Source organism: Luteimonas viscosa (genome assembly GCF_008244685.1).
GTDB lineage: Bacteria > Pseudomonadota > Gammaproteobacteria > Xanthomonadales > Xanthomonadaceae > Luteimonas > Luteimonas viscosa.
Genome location: NZ_VTFT01000001.1, coordinates 549,128 through 566,173, shown reverse-complemented (window position 1 = coordinate 566,173; position 17,046 = coordinate 549,128). Strand labels below are relative to the sequence as shown.

The window sequence follows — 17,046 nt, the reverse complement described above, 5'->3', positions numbered from 1 at the left end:
ACAGCGCCACACGTCACGCAAAGGCGCGAGGTCGCAGGGCATCCGCCGGCAACCTCTCCTGTCATCCCGAGCGCAGCGAGGGATCCCGCACTTTCCTGCCCATCCGCTGCGCCCGCCAGCTCGACCCGACCTGGCGGCAGTCCCGCGCGCCTGGCCACCCGGCCGTACAATCCCGGCATGGACATCTACACCCTGCACCGCGGCAGCGCGCCGCTGCTGGTCAGCGTCCCGCACGACGGTACCCGCGTGCCCGACGACATCGCCGCCCGCCTGACGCCAGAGGCGCGCCGCGTGCCCGATACCGACTGGCACATCGCCCGGCTGTACGCGTTCGCGAAGGACCTGGGCGCGTCGATCATCGTGCCGACGCATTCGCGCTACGTCATCGACCTCAACCGCGGCGAGGACGACGTCTCGCTGTACCCCGGCCAGAACACCACCGGCCTGTGTCCCGTGGTCCGCTTCGACGGCGGGCCGGTGTATCTCGACGGCCGGCAGCCGGACGAGGACGAGGTCCGCGCGCGGGTCGACACCTACTGGCGGCCCTACCACGCCGCGCTGCGCGAAGAGCTCGAACGCCTGCGCGATGCGCATGGCCGCGTGGTGCTGTGGGAGGGACATTCGATCCGCGGCGAACTGCCGTTCCTGTTCGACGGGCGCCTGCCGGACCTCAACCTCGGCACCGCCAATGGCAACAGTGCCTCGCCGGCGCTTCGGCAGCGGCTGGAGGACGTGCTCGCGGCGCAGTCGCGCCACGACTGGGTGCACAACGGCCGCTTCAAGGGCGGGCACATCACCCGCCATTACGGCGATCCCGCGCGCGGCATCGATGCGGTGCAACTGGAGATCAGCCAGCGTACCTACATGGACGAGGACACGTTCGAATGGGACGGGACGCGAGCGGCGCAGGCGCAGGACGTGATCCGCGCGCTGTTGTCCGGGGCACTGGCCGGCGGGTGATGCCGTGGCTGTCGCGTCGCCGGCGAAACAGGCGCGCGACGGTTCACCCTGCGTCTTCTTGTTGCTCGCACTTGCGCGTGACGCGGGTCCCGGGTGCGCTGCGCTTACCCGGGCTACGGTGTGAAACCTCGACCGGGGCAGATCGCTCGCCGCGGCGATGGCTGCGCGTGCGGCTCGGGAGACCGGCTGCGTGTCGCCGTGGGGTCGCGGGGTCCCGGGTGCGCTGCGCTTGCCCGGGCTACTCGGGGTCCGCAGGCGGCGAAGGCGATCGGCCGGCCGCGAGCAGCCGCAGGCCGAACACGCGCGGGGTGCGGCGCTCGTCGCGGGCGACGAAGCGCACGCGGATGCCGTCGCCACGAGCGGCCTGCGCGAGCACAGGCGGCAGGGGGATCTCGTGGGGCGCGAGGTCGTCCGCGCCTTTGCCGCTGAAGGCGACCGTCTCCAGCGTGCGGCCATCGACCTGTACGTCCATCGCCACGTTCCATTCGCTGCCCAGCAGCGTGAGCTGCAGCGCCAGCGGCGCATCGCCGGTGTCGCGCCTGGCCGATAGCCGGTACTCGAACCATTCGCCGGCATCGCGCCAGCGGCGGCCGAGCAGGATGCCGGTGGACGAGTCCTCGCCCGCGTAGCCGTGTTCGACCTCGGGTTGCTGTTCGCCGGGCTGCACCTCGTCGAGCGTGCGCGCTTCCAGCGCATGCCGCTCGCGTTCCTCGGCCTCGATCGCGGCGAGCACGGCGGGATACTCGGCAGCCGTCGCCGTGCGCCAGTAGGCCATGTAGCGCGCGTCGTGCACGCGCCACAGCGGTTCTAGCCGCAGGCGGGCGAACTCGCCGGGGCGGATCAGCGCGCTGGCGGTGAAGGTGAGCGGTTCGCCTTCCACCGGTTCGATCCGCGCGGCCAGCGTGTCGCGTTCGCCGACCAGCATCGGCGCGCGGTCCAGCGGCTGGTAGGGACCGGGCGCGATGTGGCTGCCGCGGCCGTCGTCGGCGATCAGGCCGTCGAGATCTTCGGTCCCGGTGCGCGCGGCGAGCATCAGCGGGCCATGCATCAGCGCCACCCAGTCCGAACCGTCTGGCAGGCCTTCGACGCGCGTGCGCATCGGCAGTTCGATGTCGATCCGGTCGCCGTCGCGCCAGGTACGGGCGAGGGTGGCGAAGCCGCCGGGTGTCGAGTCCAGCGGCCAGCGTTCGCCGTTGACGGCGACGACCAGCGGGCCGTCCAGCCACCCGGGATGCCGCAGGCGCAGCGAGAATGCCTGCGGTTGCGACAGCTGCAGCCGCAGCGCGGTGCGCGGTTCGTCGGGGAACGAGGTTTCCTGGCGCAGGACCAGCCCGCGCTCGCGCCAGTCGAGCGTCGAGGCCAGGTAGAGATTCACGTCGAGGATGTCGTCGCCGTGGGTGTAGGCGAACGCGCCGTGGCGGCCATGATTCTCCATGCCGGTGCCGACGCAGCACCAGAAGCACTGCGTCGGTTGCGAGTACACGCGGTAGTGGCGCGGCCGGATCGGGGTGAAGTAGACCAGCCCGCCGTGTTCCGGGTGCTGGGTGGAGAGGATGTGGTTGTACAGCACCCGCTCGTAGAAGTCGGCGTCGCCCGCTCGCGGCTCGATCCGGTGCAGCAGCCGGGTCAGGCGCAGCATGTTGTAGCTGTTGCAGGTCTCGGGTCCTTCGCGCGAGGCCAGCATCGTCCCGAAATCGTCGACCGGATTGAAATGCTCGCGCACGCTGTTGCCGCCGAAGGCGATGCTGCGCCGGCTTGCCACCGTCTCCCAGAAGAAGCGCGCCGCGTCGATCCAAGCCGGTTCGTCGTCGAGTTCGCCGATGCGGGCGAAGCCGATCACCTTCGGGATCTGGGTGTTGGCGTGCAGGCCGTCGAGCGCATCCTCGCGGCGCAGCAGCGGCTCTAGGATCGCGCGATGGCAGAAGCGGCGCGCCAGGCGCAGGTACCTGCGGTCGCCGGCGATGGCGTAGACGTCGGCGAGCACCTCGTTCATGCCGCCGTGCTCGGTGTCGAGGATGCGCTGCAGCTGCGCGTCGTCGAGGTCCGCCACCAGCGCATCGCACCAGTCGGCGAAGCGGACCAGCAGGTCGCGCGCGGTGGCGTTGCCCGTCATCAGCCAGGCATCACGCAGGCCCGCGTACATCTTGTGCAGGTTGTAGAACGGCACCCAGGCGCCTTCGAGCGAGAACGCCTCCGCCTCGAACGTGCCCGATGCGATGCGGTCCCAGAGCACGCGTCCGTTGGGCACGCCGCCAAGGTAGCCGTTGCCGTTGGCGCGCTGGCATTGGGCGAGGCCGTCGACCATGGCGTCGAGCCGCTGCCGCATCTCCGCATCGCCCTGCGCCGCCTGCTGCGCCAGCGCGGTGAGGTAGTGGCCGGCGGTGTGGCCGTCGAGGCCCATCGATTCCCAGTTCGGATACTTTTCCGCAGGCGAGGGCAGGCCGGCTTCGATCCGGTAGGGCGCGAGCAGGCGGTCGACGTCGAGTGCGGCGAGGTAGCTCAGGTTGAGCGCCTGCGAACGCGCGAACGGGCCGTCGGTCAGGCGGATGGCGGAGAGCGCGAATGGCTGCCCGGCCGGCGGCGCGGCCGGCGACGCGCCTCGCGTCAGCGACGGCGCCAGCGGCAGCAGCGCGCCGGCACTGAGCGCGGTGACGAACTGGCGGCGGGTGAGGTGAGGGTGGGGGTCAGGCATGGGGTGGGGCTTCCAGCTTGGGCTCGGGGCGGGAGATGACTTTCTCCGGCTTCGGGGCATTGTGGCCTTCACGAGAAGGTGGGCGAGCACCGAGCGAAGCCCCGTTTGAGCGCCTGCGGCGCTCGCCCCCATCCGCCTTCGGCACCTTCCCCCGCGAAGCGGGAGAAGGAACAGCAGTCGGGTCGCGACGCCCTGATCGTCCTTCCCCCGTTGCACGGGGGAAGGTGGCCCGAAGGGCCGGATGGGGGCAGTGACGCAGCGTCGGACCCAGCCCCCATCCGCCTTCGGCACCTTCCACCCGTGAAGGGCGCAAGGCCCCGCGAAGCGGGGCAAGGAACAACGGACGCGTGGGGAGTGCGCAAGACACCAATGTCAGTGCGAATCCCCGGCCACGTCGTCGCCGCTGCCGCCGACGAGGAAGTCGAGGTCGGCGCCCAGGTGCGCCTGCTGCACGTGGTCCACGTAGAGCTTGCTCCAGCCGCGTGCGGGTGCGGGCGGCGGCGTCCATTCGGCGCGACGACGCGCGAGCTCCTCATCGGAGACGTCCAGGTGCAGGCGCCGGCCGGGCACGTCGAGTTCGATCATGTCGCCCTCGCGAACCAGCGCCAGCGGGCCGCCGGCCGCGGCTTCGGGCGAGACGTGGAGCACCACCGTGCCGTAGGCGGTACCGCTCATGCGCGCGTCGGAGATGCGCACAAGGTCGGTGATGCCGCGGCGCAGCAGCTTCGGCGGCAAGGGCATGTTGCCCACCTCGGCCATGCCCGGGTAGCCGCGCGGGCCGCAGTGCTTGAGCACCATGATGGAATTCTCGTCGATATCGAGCGTCTCGTCGTCGATGCGCGCCTTCAAGTCCTTGATGTCCTCGAACACCACCGCGCGTCCGCGGTGCCGCAGCAGGTGCGGTGACGCGGCCGACGGTTTGACCACCGCGCCGTCGGGCGCAAGGTTGCCGCGCAGCACGGCGATGCCGGCCTCGGGCCGCAGCGGCTGGTCCAGCGGGCGGATCACGTCGCGGTTCCAGCAGGGGGCATCCGCGGTGTTCTCGCCGAGCGTGCGGCCATTGACGGTCATCGCGTCGAGGTCGAGGTGTTGCGAAATCTCGCGCAGCACCGCAGGCAGGCCGCCGGCGTAGTAGAAGTCCTCCATCAGGTACTCGCCCGACGGCTTGAGGTTGACCAGGCAGGGCAGGCGCGAGCCGATTTCGTCCCAGTCGTCGAGCGTCAGCTCCACACCCAGGCGCCCGGCGATCGCCAGCAGGTGGATCACCGCGTTGGTCGAGCCGCCGATCGCGGCGTTGGCGCGGATCGCGTTGGCGAACGCCTGGCGCGTGAGCACCTTCGACATGCGCAGGTCCTCGCGCACCATCTCGACGATGCGCCGGCCCGACAGGTGCGCCAGCCGGAAGCGGCGCGCATCCACCGCGGGGATCGCGGCGTTCTCCGGCAGCGACATGCCCAGCGCCTCGACCATGCTGGCCATCGTCGAGGCGGTGCCCATGGTCATGCAGCTGCCCTTGGAGCGCTGCATGCAGGCCTCGGCCTCGGTGAACTCTTCCTGCGACAGCGTGCCGGCACGCACCATCTCCGACATCTCGATCACGCCGGTGCCAGACCCCACCGGCCTGCCGCGCCAGTTGCCCGACAGCGACGGCCCGCCGGACACGCCGATCGCCGGCAGGTCGACGCTGGCCGCGCCCATCAGCAGCGCCGGCGTGGTCTTGTCGCAGCCCATCAGCAGCACCACGCCGTCGATCGGATTGGCGCGGATCGATTCCTCCACGTCCATGCTGGCGAGGTTGCGGAACAGCATCGCGGTGGGCCGCATCTGGGTTTCGCCCAGCGACATCACCGGGAACTCCAGCGGGAAGCCGCCGGCCTCGTACACGCCGCGCTTGACGTGCTCGGCCAGCTCGCGGAACGAGGAATTGCACGGCGTGAGCTCGGACCAGGTGTTGCAGATGCCGATCACCGGGCGGCCGTCGAACATCTCGTGCGGCAGGCCCAGGCCCTTGAGCCAGCTGCGGTAGTAGAACCCCTGCTTGCCGTCGCGGCCGAACCACTGCTGGCTGCGGCGTCCGGGTTTTCGTGCTGCGCTCATGCGGTCGGGGATCCTGCCCGGAGAAAGAGGGTGGCCACGGGACGTCCCGCGGATCCAGATCCGCGCCCGGCCTCGTGCCGCGATGCTAACGGCCCGATCCATGCACGAAAAATAACAATAAAGCCGTTTGCGATACGCTTCCCGCTATCGGTCCAGGGCCGGCTTGGGCCCTCAGTCCTTGCGCGCGCCTCGCGTCGGCGACGGGTAGACCTTCCGCGCCGCCGTCTTCAGCGTCGCCAGCACGGTGCGCGCGCCCGGCGACAGCAGCCAGTCGGTGCGGGTGATGAACCCGAACGAGTCCATCCGGCACGACAGCTCCACCGGCACGATCTTCACCATCCCGTGCGCGGCGTAGTGCCGGGCCACGTCCACCGGGACCACGGCCAGGTGGTCGCTGTCCTGCAGCAGCCGCGGCAGCAGCACCAGCGCGGCCGTGCCCGTCACCTGGCGCGGCGCCTGCAGCCCCGCGTTCTGGAACATCAGCTCGAAGCGGTGGCGCAGCACGCTACCCTCCGGCGGCACCACCCAGGGCAGCTTCGCCAGTTCCGACAACCCGGGCTTGCGGCGCGACAGCAGCGGATGCCCGGGGCGCGCGATCGCGCACACGTCTTCTTCGGCGATCGGCTCGTACTGCAGGTTGCGCTTGTCGTGGCGTGCGAACAGGCGGCCCACCATCAGGTCGATCCGGTTCTGTGTCAGCTGTTCGAGCAGCACGTCGCTGCTCTCCACCACCACCGACACCCGCAGGTCGGGATGGGCCTGGTCGAGCCGCGCCAGCGCCGGCGGCAGCAGGGTCATGGCCGGGCCGGCGATGGCGCCGATGGCGACCTTGCCGGCGTGGCCGGCCTTGAGCGCCTCGATCTCCGCACCGGCCTCGCCGAGGCTGGCCAGGGCGATGCGGGCGTGGCGGATCATGCTCTCGCCGTACCAGGTCGGGCGCATCCCGCGCGGCAGCCGCTCGAACAGCGGCACCCCGATCAGGTCCTCGAGGTCCTTGAGCAGCTTCGACGCGGCCGGCTGCGACATGTTCAGCGACTCGGCCGCACGGTGGATGTTGCCGTGCTCCTCGATCGCGATCATCAGCATCAGTTGCCGCGTCTTCAGGCGCGCGCGGACGAACCAGGGCGGGTTGGGCACGGACCGGATCCTATATCGGGTTCGATATGGATTATGGCGATAATCTTATTTGCTGCATATCCATGCGCGGACCAGAATGACGCTGGATCGCCGACCGGCGCCACGCTGCGTGGCCTCGGCCGGGACCATCGCGGAGGGGCGATGCAGGACCAGAAGCTGTCGGTGCTCGAGAAGGTGGGGTTCGGCGCCGGCGACATGGCGGTGAACGTCGTCATCTCCTCGATGATGCTGATCATCACCTTCTTCTACACCGACGTGTTCGGGCTGCGCCCGCACGACGTCGCCCTGCTGCTGCTGGCGGTGCGCATGCTCGACGCGGTGACCGACCCGCTGATGGGCATGGTCACCGACCGCATCGAGACGCGCTGGGGCCGCTACCGGCCCTACTTCCTCGTATTCGCGGTGCCGTTCGGCATTTCGGTGTTCCTCACTTTCACCACGCCCGATGCCGAGTACGGCGCCAAGCTGGCCTGGGCCTACGCCACCTACATCCTGGTGACGCTGTGCTTCACCGTGGTCACGATCCCCTACATCTCGCTGATCGGCGTGCTGACCGCCGATCCGAAGGAGCGGCTGTCGGCGAATGGCTACCGCCTGTTCTTCGCCAAGATCGCCGCGTTCATGGTGACCATCCTGGTGCCGGTGCTGGCCGAGTCCTGGGGCAGGGGCAACCTGGCCGAAGGCTACCGCTGGGCGATGGGGCTGATGGGCTTGATGGCGACCGTGCTGTTCCTGTTCTGCTTCTTCACCACCACCGAACGCATCCGCCACCGTGTCGACCGCACGCCGCTGGCGCAGCAACTGCGCCTGCTGCTGCGCAACGACCAGTGGCTGCTGCTGTGCGCGGTGTGCGTGATCGGCACCATCGGCTACGTGGTGCGCGGTTCGGTCGCGGCCTACTACGCCAAGTACTACCTGGGCGGCGATGCGAAGATGCTCTCGGCCTTCCTCGCCACCGGCGTGGGCGCGGCGATCCTGGCGATGGTGGCCTCCACCTGGATCACCAAGCGCTGGTGCAAGGTGGCCATGTTCCGCTGGACCCAGCTGGCGGTCGGCGTGCTCAGCGTGGCGATGTACTTCCTGGTGCAGCCGGGCGACGTGGCGCTGGCGTTCGTGTTCTATTTCCTGATCTGCTTCGTGGTCGACCTGCACGCGCCGGTGTTCTGGTCGGCGATCGTGGAGGCGGTGGACTACGGCCACGCCAAGGACGGCCGGCGCGTGGCCGGGCTTTCGATGGGCGGCATCTCGTTCTGCCAGAAGGCGGGCATGGGCGTGGCCGGCGCCATCGTCGGCCTGCTGCTGGGCTGGTTCCACTACGTGCCCGACCAGGTGCAGACGCCGCACGCGCTCAACGGCATCGCGCTGATGCTAACCATCATCCCCGGCCTGTTCCACGCGCTGATGGGCGGGGTGATGTTCTTCTACCGCATCACCGACGGCTACTACCTGCAGATCAAGCGGAAGATCCTGGTCGACGCGCCCGGCGCGTGACTGCCGCGCACGACGGATGCCCCGAATGAAACTCCGAAACCCCTTCATCCCCAACCTCGCCGACCCGCACATCTCGCGGCACGATGGTCACTACCACTTCACCGCCTCGGTGCCCGAGTACGACCGCGTGGTGTTGCGGCGCTCGCCGACGCTGGCCGGGCTGGTGCAGGCCCAGGAGAAGACGCTGTGGACCGCGCCGCCCAGCGGCCCGGCGAGTTCGCTGGTCTGGGCGCCGGAGCTGCACCGCATCGACGGGACCTGGTTCGTGTACTTCGCCGCCGCACCCTCGCGCGAGATCAAGGACGACCTGTTCCAGCACCGCATGTACGCGCTGCGCAATCCATCGCCCGATCCGATGCAGGGCGAGTGGGAATTCGCCGGCCAGGTGGACAGCGGCATCGACGCCTTCTGCCTCGACGCCACCAGCTTCGAGCATCGCGGCGTGCGCTACTACCTGTGGGCGCAGAAGCATCCCGACATCGCCGGCAACTCCAACCTCTACCTCGCGCCGCTGCGCGACGGCCTGCGCATCCGGGGCGAACCGGTGCTGCTGACCAAGCCCGAGTTCGACTGGGAAGTGCAGGGATTCCTGGTCAACGAGGGTCCATCGGTGCTCATCCGCCATGGCCGCGTGTTCGTCACCTATTCGGCCAGCGCCACCGACGAGCGCTACGCCATGGGCCTGCTGTGGGCCGATGCCGACGCCGACCTGCTCGACCCGGCCAGCTGGCACAAGTCGCCCGCGCCGGTGTTCGTCTCCGACCCGGAGCGCGAGGTGTTCGGCCCCGGCCACAACAGCTTCACCGTGGCCGAGGACGACAGCACCGACCTGCTGGTCTACCACGCGCGCAACTACCGCGACATCGAAGGAGATCCGCTGTGGAATCCCGACCGCCACACCTGCCTGCAGCCGTTGCACTGGGATGCCGACGGCATGCCGCTGTTCGGGCGGCCGCTGCGCGAAGTCGAGCTTCCGGGGGCAGGGGCGTGAGCGCGCTGCGCAAGATCGCCGCGGCGCTCGCGCTGGCAGGCTCGCTCGCACTGCCGGCCGCCGCGCAGGAAGCACGCCCCAACAACGACGACATGATGGAAAGCCCACCCGTGGCCGCACCGCGCGAAGGTTACTGGGCCGACGTGCTGGCGCACGACCCCACGATGATCCGCGAGGGCGACACCTGGTACCTGTTCGTCACCGGCCCGGGCATCACCGTCTACAGCTCGAAGAACCTCGAAACCTGGAAGGCCGAGCCGCCGGTGTTCGCCCGGATCCCGGCCTGGGCCTACGACATCGTGCCGAAGTTCAACGGCCACGTCTGGGCGCCGGACATCTCGCACCACGACGGCACGTACTACCTTTACTACTCCATCTCCAGCGGCGGCAGGAACACTTCGGCCATCGGCGTGGCCACCAACAGCACGCTCGATCCGGCCGACCCGGCCTTCGAGTGGGTCGACCACGGCATCGTGCTGCGCTCGGTCCCGCATCGCGACATGTGGAACGCCATCGACGGCAACCTCGTCGAAGATGAAGACGGCACGCCCTGGCTGGCCTTCGGCTCGTTCTGGGGCGGGCTCAAGCTGGTGAAGCTGCGCGAAGACCGGCTGGGCCTGGCCGAACCGCAGGAATGGCACACCCTGGCCAAGCGCGCGCGCTCGATTCTTACAGACGATGCCGAACCCGAGCCCGGCGCGATCGAGGCGCCGTTCGTGTTCAAGCGCGATGGCTGGTACTACCTGTTCGTCTCCTGGGACCACTGCTGCCGCGGCGCCAAGAGCGACTACCGCATCATGGTCGGCCGTTCGCACACGCTCACCGGCCCCTACCTCGACCGCGACGGAAAGCGCATGGACCAGGGCGCCGCCACCGAAGTGCTGCGCGGCACCGCCCGCTGGCCCGGGCCCGGCCACAACAGCGCCTACAGCTTCGACGGCAGGGACTACCTGGTCTTCCACGCCTACGACGTGCAGGACGGCGGCCTGCCCAAGCTCAAGGTGCTGTCGATGCAGTGGGACGCGGAAGGGTGGCCGGTCGTGGATGCGGCCGCGCTGCGCTGAGCGGCAGCGCGCAGGCGCGAAAAGCCGTGCCTCATCCGTTGCGTCGGGACCATTGTTTCCCGCGTGTCGCAGGCCCAGCCGGCACGCGTCACCGCGCCAGCAGCCGCCGCGTCCAGTCCAGCAGCACCACCGGCAGGCGCGCGGGGCTCGACAGCAGCGCGTAGTGGCCGGGGCCGAACACTTTCGGCAGATAGCCCGGCGCCTGCAGGTCCACGGTGAGGCAGAACGGGAAGATGCCCTGCAGCCGCGCCTCGGTCACCGCCTGGCGCATGTCCTCGACGCCGTACGCGCCGTCGTAGCGGTCGGCGTCGTTGGGCTTGCCGTCGGACAGCACCAGCAGCAGGCGATGCTCGGCGGGCTGGCGCATCAGCAGCGACGTGGCATGGCGGATGGCGGCGCCGGCGCGGGTGTAGTTTTCGGGCTCCAGGCCGGCGATGCGCAGCGCGACTTCGTCGCCGTACGGCTCGTCGAAGGCCTTGAGCATGCGCATGCTCACGCCGTGCGGACCTTCGCCGGAGAAGGCCATCACGCAGAACGGCTCGCCCAGGCCCTGCAGGGCGATGCACACCAGCAGCAGGGCCTCGCGCTCGACGTCGATCACGCGCCGGCCGCCACCGATGAAGCCGTCGGTGGAGCCGCTGGCGTCGACCAGCAGCGACACCGCGATGCTGCGGCGGCCGGGGCGGCGCGACTCGTACAGCCCCTCGCACAGGAAGCCGCCGGCGCGCAGGTCGGCGCGGCCCTCCACGCAGGCGTCGATGTCGATGTCCTCGCCGTCGGACTGGCGGCGCAGGCGCACGCGCTCGGGCCGCAGCGCCTCGAACTGGCGGCGGATGCCGTCCAGGTGCGAGCGGTGGCGGGCCAGGGTCGCCGCGATCCAGGCCGGGTCGCCGGGCACCGGCGGCAGCAGGGCGACAGTAGTGCCGTGCTCGATGTACGAGGCGCTGGCATGGTCCCATTCGGGATAGCGGAAGCGGAGTTCGCCGGCTTCGGGACCGGCGAATTCGATCACTGCGCGACTGGCGGGGGGATCGTCCGAGAGCAGCACTTCGCGGGGAGGGTCGGGCGCGGCGATCATGCGCGTGGACGCCAGTTCCGAGAGCATGTCGCCATACTCCTCGGCGCCGGTCTCGTCGTCGCGGTCCACCGGGCGCTGCAGGCCGAAGGGATCCTCGGCGACCTCGTGGGGCGCGTCCTGCTGGATCATCCACACGCCCGATTCGCCCGGCGCATCCTCGCCTTCGCGCGCTTCGCGTTCCTCGGGCCGGCGCTCCATGCGTGCGCTGCGTACCGGGCGGTCGTCTTCGCGATCGTCGCCGCGTTCGCCGTCGACCAGGCGGGCGCTGCCGCCCGTCGCGCGCAGTTCGCCGGTCCACCAGTCGCGATACAGCGGCATCGGGCCGAGGTGGCGGACGTCGGTGGGGTCGACGGCCCAGTCGCGAAGCAGCCGCGCAGCCTGCGCGAGCGACGACTCGACAGTGCCTGGCGCCGGCGCCGGTTCCAGGTCGCGCTCGAGGATGCCGCGGACGAGACGTTCGAGGGGCTGCCGTGCCGGCGCGAAGTCGGCCAGGGGCGGTCGCGCCGCCAGCGCGAGCTTGCGCAATCGCCGCAGGGCCGGCAGCAGGCCGGGGAATCCCCGCGCGATCTCCGCTTCGGCGGCCTGCGCTTCCAGCACCAGCGCGGTGTCGCGCAGCAGTGCGTCGCGTTGCTGCACGATCGCCGGCACGCTGCCGCGCGTGGCCCGGCACGCCTGCTGCAGCGCCATCGCGCGGTAGAGCTCGGACGCGACCACGGCATCGCAGGTGGCCAGGTCGGGCGGGAGCCAGATCGTGTCGCCATTGGTGGCGGGCACGGCCTGGCGGTGACGCGGATAGGCGCGCCGGTGGAACAGCCGGTGCAGGGCGGTCGGTCGCGCCGGGGACAGGGCCACGCGCAGCGGCAGGCTGGTGCCGCAGGCGGCCGACACCAGCAGGTCCAGGCGCCGGGCCAGGGAGGTGAGCGCTATCGGCGCATCGGGTTCGCGCGCGTAGTGCCGGCGCCAGGTGTCGCGGATGAACACCGTCGCATGCCGCGCGGCATCGACGACGACGTCTTCGGCTTCGGCCACGGTGGCATCCGCCTAGGGGAACATCGCGTCGACGAGTTCGCGCATCGCGCCGAGCAGGGTGGGGTCGTCGCTCAGCGGCGCGATCACCGCGGCATTGCAGGCCTCGCGCACGCCGATGCCGCTGGCGACCAGGCGGCCGGCGGCCACCAGCAGGCGCGTGCTGGGTACTTCGGCCAGCCCGCGGTCGCGCAGCGAGCGCACGCGCCCGGCCAGTTCCACCAGCGCCACCGCCGTGCCACCGTCCACGCCGCTTTCCCGGGCGACGATCGCGGCTTCCGCCGGCGGCTCCGGGAATCCCAGCTCGATCGCGACGAAGCGCTGCCGCGTGCTGGGCTTGAGGTCCTTGAGCATGCGCTGGTAGCCGGGGTTGTACGAGATCACCAGTTGGAAGCCCGGCGCGGCCTCCACGGTCTCGCCGGTGCGGTCGATCGGCAGCATGCGGCGGTAGTCGGTGAGCGGGTGCAGGACCACGATGGTGTCCTGTCGCGCCTCCACCACTTCATCGAGATAGCAGATCGCGCCCTCGCGCACGGCGCGGGTGAGCGGGCCGTCCTGCCACACGGTCTCGTCATGGCGGATCAGGAAGCGCCCGACGAGGTCGCTCGCGGTCAGGTCGTCGTGGCACGAGACCGTCACCAGCGGGCGACCCAGGCGCCAGGCCATGTGCTCGACAAAGCGGGTCTTGCCGCAGCCGGTGGGGCCCTTGAGCATCACCGCGAGGCCGCCGGCATGGCACTGTTCGACGATCCCGACCTCGTTGCCGGTGGGCAGGTAGTAGGGCTCGCCCGTCGCAGGCTGCAAGCGCGCATCCACCAATCAGCGATCCCCTGCCGGCGCGGGATCGGCGTCGACGGTACCGTCGGCGATCACGTCGAACTGCGGCCGGTGCCTGAAGAAGTCGTAGATGAACAACGCGACGCCGGTGGCGAACACCGTGGCCGTGAGGATCAGCATCAGGAAGTGCACCTGGATCTTGAGCTGGGCGTCGAGGTAGCCCATGCCCATGATGCGTTCGAGGTAGACCTGGCCGATGCCGGCGGTGCCGAACGCAAGGGTCATCCCGAACATGCCCGAGACCTGCAGCCAGAAGGCCCAGAAGCCGAGCGGCGAGTTCTGCCCCGGCGGTCGATTGGTCAGGCCCGGCAGCGCATAGGTGATCATCGCCAGCACGATCATCGCGTAGGCCCCGTAGAACGCCGAATGCGCATGCATCGCGGTGATCAGCGTGCCGTGGGTCCACTTGTTCACGCTGGGCCAGGTATGCGCAAGGCCGAGCAGGCCCGCGCCGAACAGGGCGAAGATCGCGCTGCCGATGGTCCAGTGCAGGGCGAGGGTGTTCGGGTGCCTCACCCCGCCGCGCCGCATCGCCGCGTAGGCGTAGATCGCCATCGCCGCCAGCGCCAGCGGCTCGAGCGCGCTGAAGAAGCCGCCGATCGGCAGCCAGTACTGCGGCACGCCCACCCAGTAGTAGTGGTGCGCGGTACCGAGGATGCCGGCGAAGAACACCAGCCCCACGATCACGTACAGCCATTTCTCCATCACCTCGCGATCGACGCCCGACAGGCGGATCAGCAGGTAGGCCAGGAAGCCGGCCATGATCATCATCCACACGCCCTCGACCCACAGGTGGATGGTCCACCAGCGGTAGAAGATCGAGACGGTGTAGTTCTCGTAATGCAGCAGCGCCGGGATGTAGAGCACGGCCGACAGCGCCAGGCCGCCGATCAGCACGCCTTCGGTGGTCGTCAGCCGGCCCGCCTTCCGGATCGTCATGCCGATGTTGTAGAGGAACATCAGCATCACGACCACGATGACGATCTTGTGCGGCAGCGGCTGCTCCAGCAGCTTGTTGCCGGTGCCGTAGCGGAACAGGTAGCCGATGACGGCGGTGACGCCCATCAGCGTCCACAGACCGAGCTGCCAGTAGGCGAGCTTCGTGCTGTACAGCTCGGTGCGCGATTCCTCCGGCACCATCCAGTAGGTCGCGCCCATGAACCCGGTGAGCACCCAGACGATCAGCAGGTTGGTGTGGATGGTCTTGGTGACGTCGAACGGCAGGATGTACAGCAGCGGATCCGGCCCCAGGTACTTGGTGGCGGACAGCAGGCCGAACACGATCTGCAGGCCGAACAGCACCATCGCCACGGCGAAGTACCAGTAGGCGACCGATTGGGACTTGTAGCGCATTTGCAGATCTCCCGGTGCCGGCGCGGCGCGCCCGCCTGTTCTATTTCATCGTCGCGAGGAAGGCCACGAGCTGGTCGACCTGCTCCTCGGTCAGGGCTTCGGCGTACGTGTTGGGCATGAACGAGACCCCCGCGGCCGAGAACATGTCGCCCGGCACCAGGTGCGCGCTCGGCGCCACGATCGACTCGCGGATGTAGCCCTCCACGTCGGTCGCGGTGCCGGCGTAGTCCGGCGACGCGATGGTGGTCGCCGCGCGTTGCGCCATGCCGGCCATCGACGGGCCGGCCAGCTGCACGCCGGGCTGCAGCGAATGGCAGGCGGTGCACACGGGGGTGGCGCTGCGGAACAGATGCTCGCCGAGCGCGCGTGGATCGTTGTCCGGGCTCACCGGCCTCACGTCCTGCGATTGCGTGAGGGCCTTGTCGGTGCCCTGCGCGGCCACGTTGACGGCTCCACCGGTGACCATGATCGGGCGCGGCGGCCAGCCCTGGTTGTCGACCTTGGACACCCAGTCGAGGAACGTGATCAGGTTGTCGATCTCTACTTCGCTCAGGTTCTGCGTGGGCATCAGCCGACGGTGGCGCTGCTCGTCGTAGAACTTCGACGGATCGCGCATGTAGGCCTTGAGGTAGGCCTCGCCGCGGTGCTGCGCGATCTTGGTCAGGTCGGGCGCGTAGTAGGCGCCTTCGCCGAACAGGGTGTGGCAGTTGATGCAGTTGTACTTGTGCCAGACGTCCTTGCCTGCGGTGACTTCCGGGGTGATGTCCTGGGCGTTGGTGAGCTCGTCGAAACGCGTGTGGCTGTGCAGGGTGAGCCCGACGAAGGCGACGGCGGCGATGCCCGTGGCAACGATGGCGAAGATCCGTGATTGCCGCTTGTTCATGCGTCCATCCTCAGACGGTGATCGAGGGCCAATAGGAAATCGCGATGTAGGCGGCGTAGGCCACGGCCGCGGCCATCAGCAGCAGCACCAGCAATCCGAGCCAGCGCACGGGTGAAAACAGGTTGCTCGTCTTCATTTCGACTGCTCCCCGGATGGACCGGCTTGGCGCATGATAGTGACGCACTGTGTCAGTTATCAGCCGCCAGCGCATTGTGCACTGCAACGGCTATGCGTCCATGAGCCGCGAGCGCTTGCGGAGCGCGCACGCGCATGAAGACACGCACGCGTGCCCGTGCGCACGCACGGTGGCAACAGCGCGATGTTGCTCACAACGCGGTGTGCACAACGCGGGAAACTGGCGCCGATCGACTCAGCGTGACGGGCGCGGCGGGGGCGTCTTCACCCAATGCTATGGTTCAGTCACGATGATGGCGGGGTCACCGAACAAGGAGAGCCATCCATGAACATGAAGACGACCACCCTGGGCATCGCCTGCGCGCTGGCCCTCGCCGCGTGTGGCGAGAATTCGCCGCCTCCTGCGCCGGAGCCGCCCCCGCCTGCATCGACGCCGGCGCCCACGGCCCCGGCGCCGGTCGAACCCGCGGCGCCCGCCGCGGAAGCGCCGGCCGCCACCGCCGACACCGTGCCGGGCGACGCCAAGCCCGCTGCCGAGGTCTCCGACTGCAGCACCACGATCGAAGGCAACGACGCCATGCAGTTCAACGTCGGCTCGATCACCGTGCCGTCGTCGTGCAGCGAATTCACGATCACCCTGCGGCACACCGGGCAGTTGCCGGTGAATGCCATGGGCCACAATGTCGTGATCTCGCGGGCGTCCGACCGGCAAGCGATTGCGGCCGACGGTGCGATGGGCGGCGTGGAAGCCGGATACCTCAAGGCCGACGACAACCGCGTCATCGCCCACAGCGACCTGATCGGCGGCGGGCAGACCACTTCGGTCAGCTTCTCCGTCAGCGCGATCCAGGGCGACGGGCCATACGAGTTCTTCTGCAGCTTCCCTGGCCACTGGGCCACCATGCGCGGCACACTCCAGGTCGGTTAGGCGTCCTCCCGGGCACGCCGCCGTTTCGCGGTGGAGCCGGTCGCGTCTCCAGCGCCATCGCCGCGAAGCCGCGGCGATGGCGCTGCTTCTTTCTACCCGCTACCGGGTGCCGGCGCGCCTCAGGGTTGCGCCAGCGCCTGCACCTGCGCCGCGTCGAGCACGGTCTCATACACGTGCAACTCGTCGATCAGGCCGCGGTAGGGCACGTCCCACCAGTTGCTGCCGAGGCTGAAGACGTCGCCGCTGGCGGTGAAGACGTCCGTGAATTCGTTCCCGGTGGAACGCAGTTGGCCATCCACGTACACGCGCAGTTCGCCGGGATCGACGGTGAAGGCGATGTAGGCAGCTGCATTGCGGCGGCCAGGCACGGCGGT

At 69.5% G+C, this 17,046-nt stretch carries 14 protein-coding genes; 5 read left to right on the top strand and 9 right to left on the bottom strand.

Annotation, left to right across the window (positions count from 1 at the left end; all coding sequences use genetic code 11):
* Positions 1-177 precede the first annotated feature (177 nt).
* A complete protein-coding gene (gene hutG, locus FZO89_RS02605; RefSeq protein WP_149101798.1) occupies positions 178-960 on the top strand; it encodes an N-formylglutamate deformylase in 783 nt (260 codons plus the stop codon).
* A gap of 238 nt (positions 961-1,198) precedes the next feature.
* Here the strand turns inward: hutG and FZO89_RS02600 are convergent, their stop codons facing one another.
* The 3 genes from FZO89_RS02600 to FZO89_RS02590 all read right to left on the bottom strand — a co-directional run bounded on the left by FZO89_RS02600 (position 1,199) and on the right by FZO89_RS02590 (position 6,835).
* Complete coding sequence (locus tag FZO89_RS02600; RefSeq protein WP_149101797.1) at positions 1,199-3,652, bottom strand: glycoside hydrolase family 127 protein; 2,454 nt, start codon at positions 3,650-3,652, stop codon at positions 1,199-1,201.
* 372 nt (positions 3,653-4,024) lie between these two features.
* Entirely contained in the window at positions 4,025-5,749 is a 1,725-nt protein-coding gene (locus tag FZO89_RS02595) for an IlvD/Edd family dehydratase (protein ID WP_149101796.1), read from the bottom strand.
* 171 nt (positions 5,750-5,920) lie between these two features.
* Positions 5,921-6,835 (bottom strand): LysR family transcriptional regulator, encoded by a 915-nt coding sequence (locus tag FZO89_RS02590; RefSeq protein ID WP_187471175.1) that lies wholly within the window; start codon positions 6,833-6,835, stop codon positions 5,921-5,923.
* 192 nt (positions 6,836-7,027) lie between these two features.
* On the opposite strand from FZO89_RS02590, the gene FZO89_RS02585 reads away from it, so the two are divergent.
* From FZO89_RS02585 to FZO89_RS02575, 3 genes are read left to right on the top strand one after another with little or no spacing between them, the layout of a single operon-like run.
* The gene (locus FZO89_RS02585; protein ID WP_149101794.1) at positions 7,028-8,377 is read left to right on the top strand and encodes an MFS transporter; all 1,350 of its coding nucleotides are present in this window, start codon (positions 7,028-7,030) and stop codon (positions 8,375-8,377) included.
* 25 nt (positions 8,378-8,402) lie between these two features.
* Positions 8,403-9,368 carry a glycoside hydrolase family 43 protein gene (locus FZO89_RS02580; RefSeq protein WP_149101793.1) on the top strand — a complete coding sequence of 322 codons (966 nt, stop codon included), beginning with the start codon at positions 8,403-8,405 and terminating at the stop codon, positions 9,366-9,368.
* Positions 9,365-10,432 (top strand): arabinan endo-1,5-alpha-L-arabinosidase, encoded by a 1,068-nt coding sequence (locus FZO89_RS02575; protein ID WP_222928078.1) that lies wholly within the window; start codon positions 9,365-9,367, stop codon positions 10,430-10,432. Before FZO89_RS02580 ends, FZO89_RS02575 begins: the two co-directional genes overlap by 4 nt.
* 88 nt (positions 10,433-10,520) lie before the next feature.
* Here the strand turns inward: FZO89_RS02575 and FZO89_RS02570 are convergent, their stop codons facing one another.
* From FZO89_RS02570 to FZO89_RS18700, 5 genes are read right to left on the bottom strand one after another with little or no spacing between them, the layout of a single operon-like run.
* Complete coding sequence (locus FZO89_RS02570; RefSeq protein WP_149101792.1) at positions 10,521-12,539, bottom strand: nitric oxide reductase activation protein NorD; 2,019 nt, start codon at positions 12,537-12,539, stop codon at positions 10,521-10,523.
* A gap of 12 nt (positions 12,540-12,551) precedes the next feature.
* A complete protein-coding gene (locus tag FZO89_RS02565; RefSeq protein ID WP_222928077.1) occupies positions 12,552-13,340 on the bottom strand; it encodes a CbbQ/NirQ/NorQ/GpvN family protein in 789 nt (262 codons plus the stop codon).
* 15 nt (positions 13,341-13,355) lie between these two features.
* Positions 13,356-14,726, bottom strand: coding sequence for a cbb3-type cytochrome c oxidase subunit I (locus FZO89_RS02560; protein WP_149101791.1), 1,371 nt, complete (start codon positions 14,724-14,726; stop codon positions 13,356-13,358).
* A 40-nt stretch (positions 14,727-14,766) separates the two neighbouring features.
* On the bottom strand, positions 14,767-15,609 hold the full coding sequence (locus tag FZO89_RS02555) for a c-type cytochrome (protein WP_149101790.1): 843 nt from the start codon (positions 15,607-15,609) through the stop codon (positions 14,767-14,769).
* A 10-nt stretch (positions 15,610-15,619) separates the two neighbouring features.
* Entirely contained in the window at positions 15,620-15,745 is a 126-nt protein-coding gene (locus FZO89_RS18700; protein ID WP_262378499.1) for a hypothetical protein, read from the bottom strand.
* 324 nt (positions 15,746-16,069) lie between these two features.
* Between FZO89_RS18700 and azu the strand changes: the two genes are divergently transcribed.
* Complete coding sequence (gene azu / locus FZO89_RS02550; RefSeq protein ID WP_262378498.1) at positions 16,070-16,672, top strand: azurin; 603 nt, start codon at positions 16,070-16,072, stop codon at positions 16,670-16,672.
* Positions 16,673-16,791: 119 nt separating this feature from the next.
* Here the strand turns inward: azu and FZO89_RS02545 are convergent, their stop codons facing one another.
* Positions 16,792-17,040, bottom strand: coding sequence for a LamG domain-containing protein (locus tag FZO89_RS02545; RefSeq protein ID WP_149101789.1), 249 nt, complete (start codon positions 17,038-17,040; stop codon positions 16,792-16,794).
* Between the last annotated feature and the right edge of the window lie 6 nt (positions 17,041-17,046).

Excerpts from the sequence above, each read along its gene's own strand:
- hutG (WP_149101798.1), top strand. The coding sequence starts at position 178 with ATGGACATCTACACCCTGCACCGCGGCAGCGCGCCGCTGCTGGTCAGC.
- FZO89_RS02600 (WP_149101797.1), bottom strand. The coding sequence starts at position 3,652 with ATGCCTGACCCCCACCCTCACCTCACCCGCCGCCAGTTCGTCACCGCG.
- FZO89_RS02595 (WP_149101796.1), bottom strand. The coding sequence starts at position 5,749 with ATGAGCGCAGCACGAAAACCCGGACGCCGCAGCCAGCAGTGGTTCGGC.
- FZO89_RS02590 (WP_187471175.1), bottom strand. The coding sequence starts at position 6,835 with ATGCTGATGATCGCGATCGAGGAGCACGGCAACATCCACCGTGCGGCC.
- FZO89_RS02585 (WP_149101794.1), top strand. The coding sequence starts at position 7,028 with ATGCAGGACCAGAAGCTGTCGGTGCTCGAGAAGGTGGGGTTCGGCGCC.
- FZO89_RS02580 (WP_149101793.1), top strand. The coding sequence starts at position 8,403 with ATGAAACTCCGAAACCCCTTCATCCCCAACCTCGCCGACCCGCACATC.
- FZO89_RS02560 (WP_149101791.1), bottom strand. The coding sequence starts at position 14,726 with ATGCGCTACAAGTCCCAATCGGTCGCCTACTGGTACTTCGCCGTGGCG.
- FZO89_RS02555 (WP_149101790.1), bottom strand. The coding sequence starts at position 15,609 with ATGAACAAGCGGCAATCACGGATCTTCGCCATCGTTGCCACGGGCATC.
- FZO89_RS18700 (WP_262378499.1), bottom strand. The coding sequence starts at position 15,745 with ATGAAGACGAGCAACCTGTTTTCACCCGTGCGCTGGCTCGGATTGCTG.
- azu (WP_262378498.1), top strand. The coding sequence starts at position 16,070 with ATGAACATGAAGACGACCACCCTGGGCATCGCCTGCGCGCTGGCCCTC.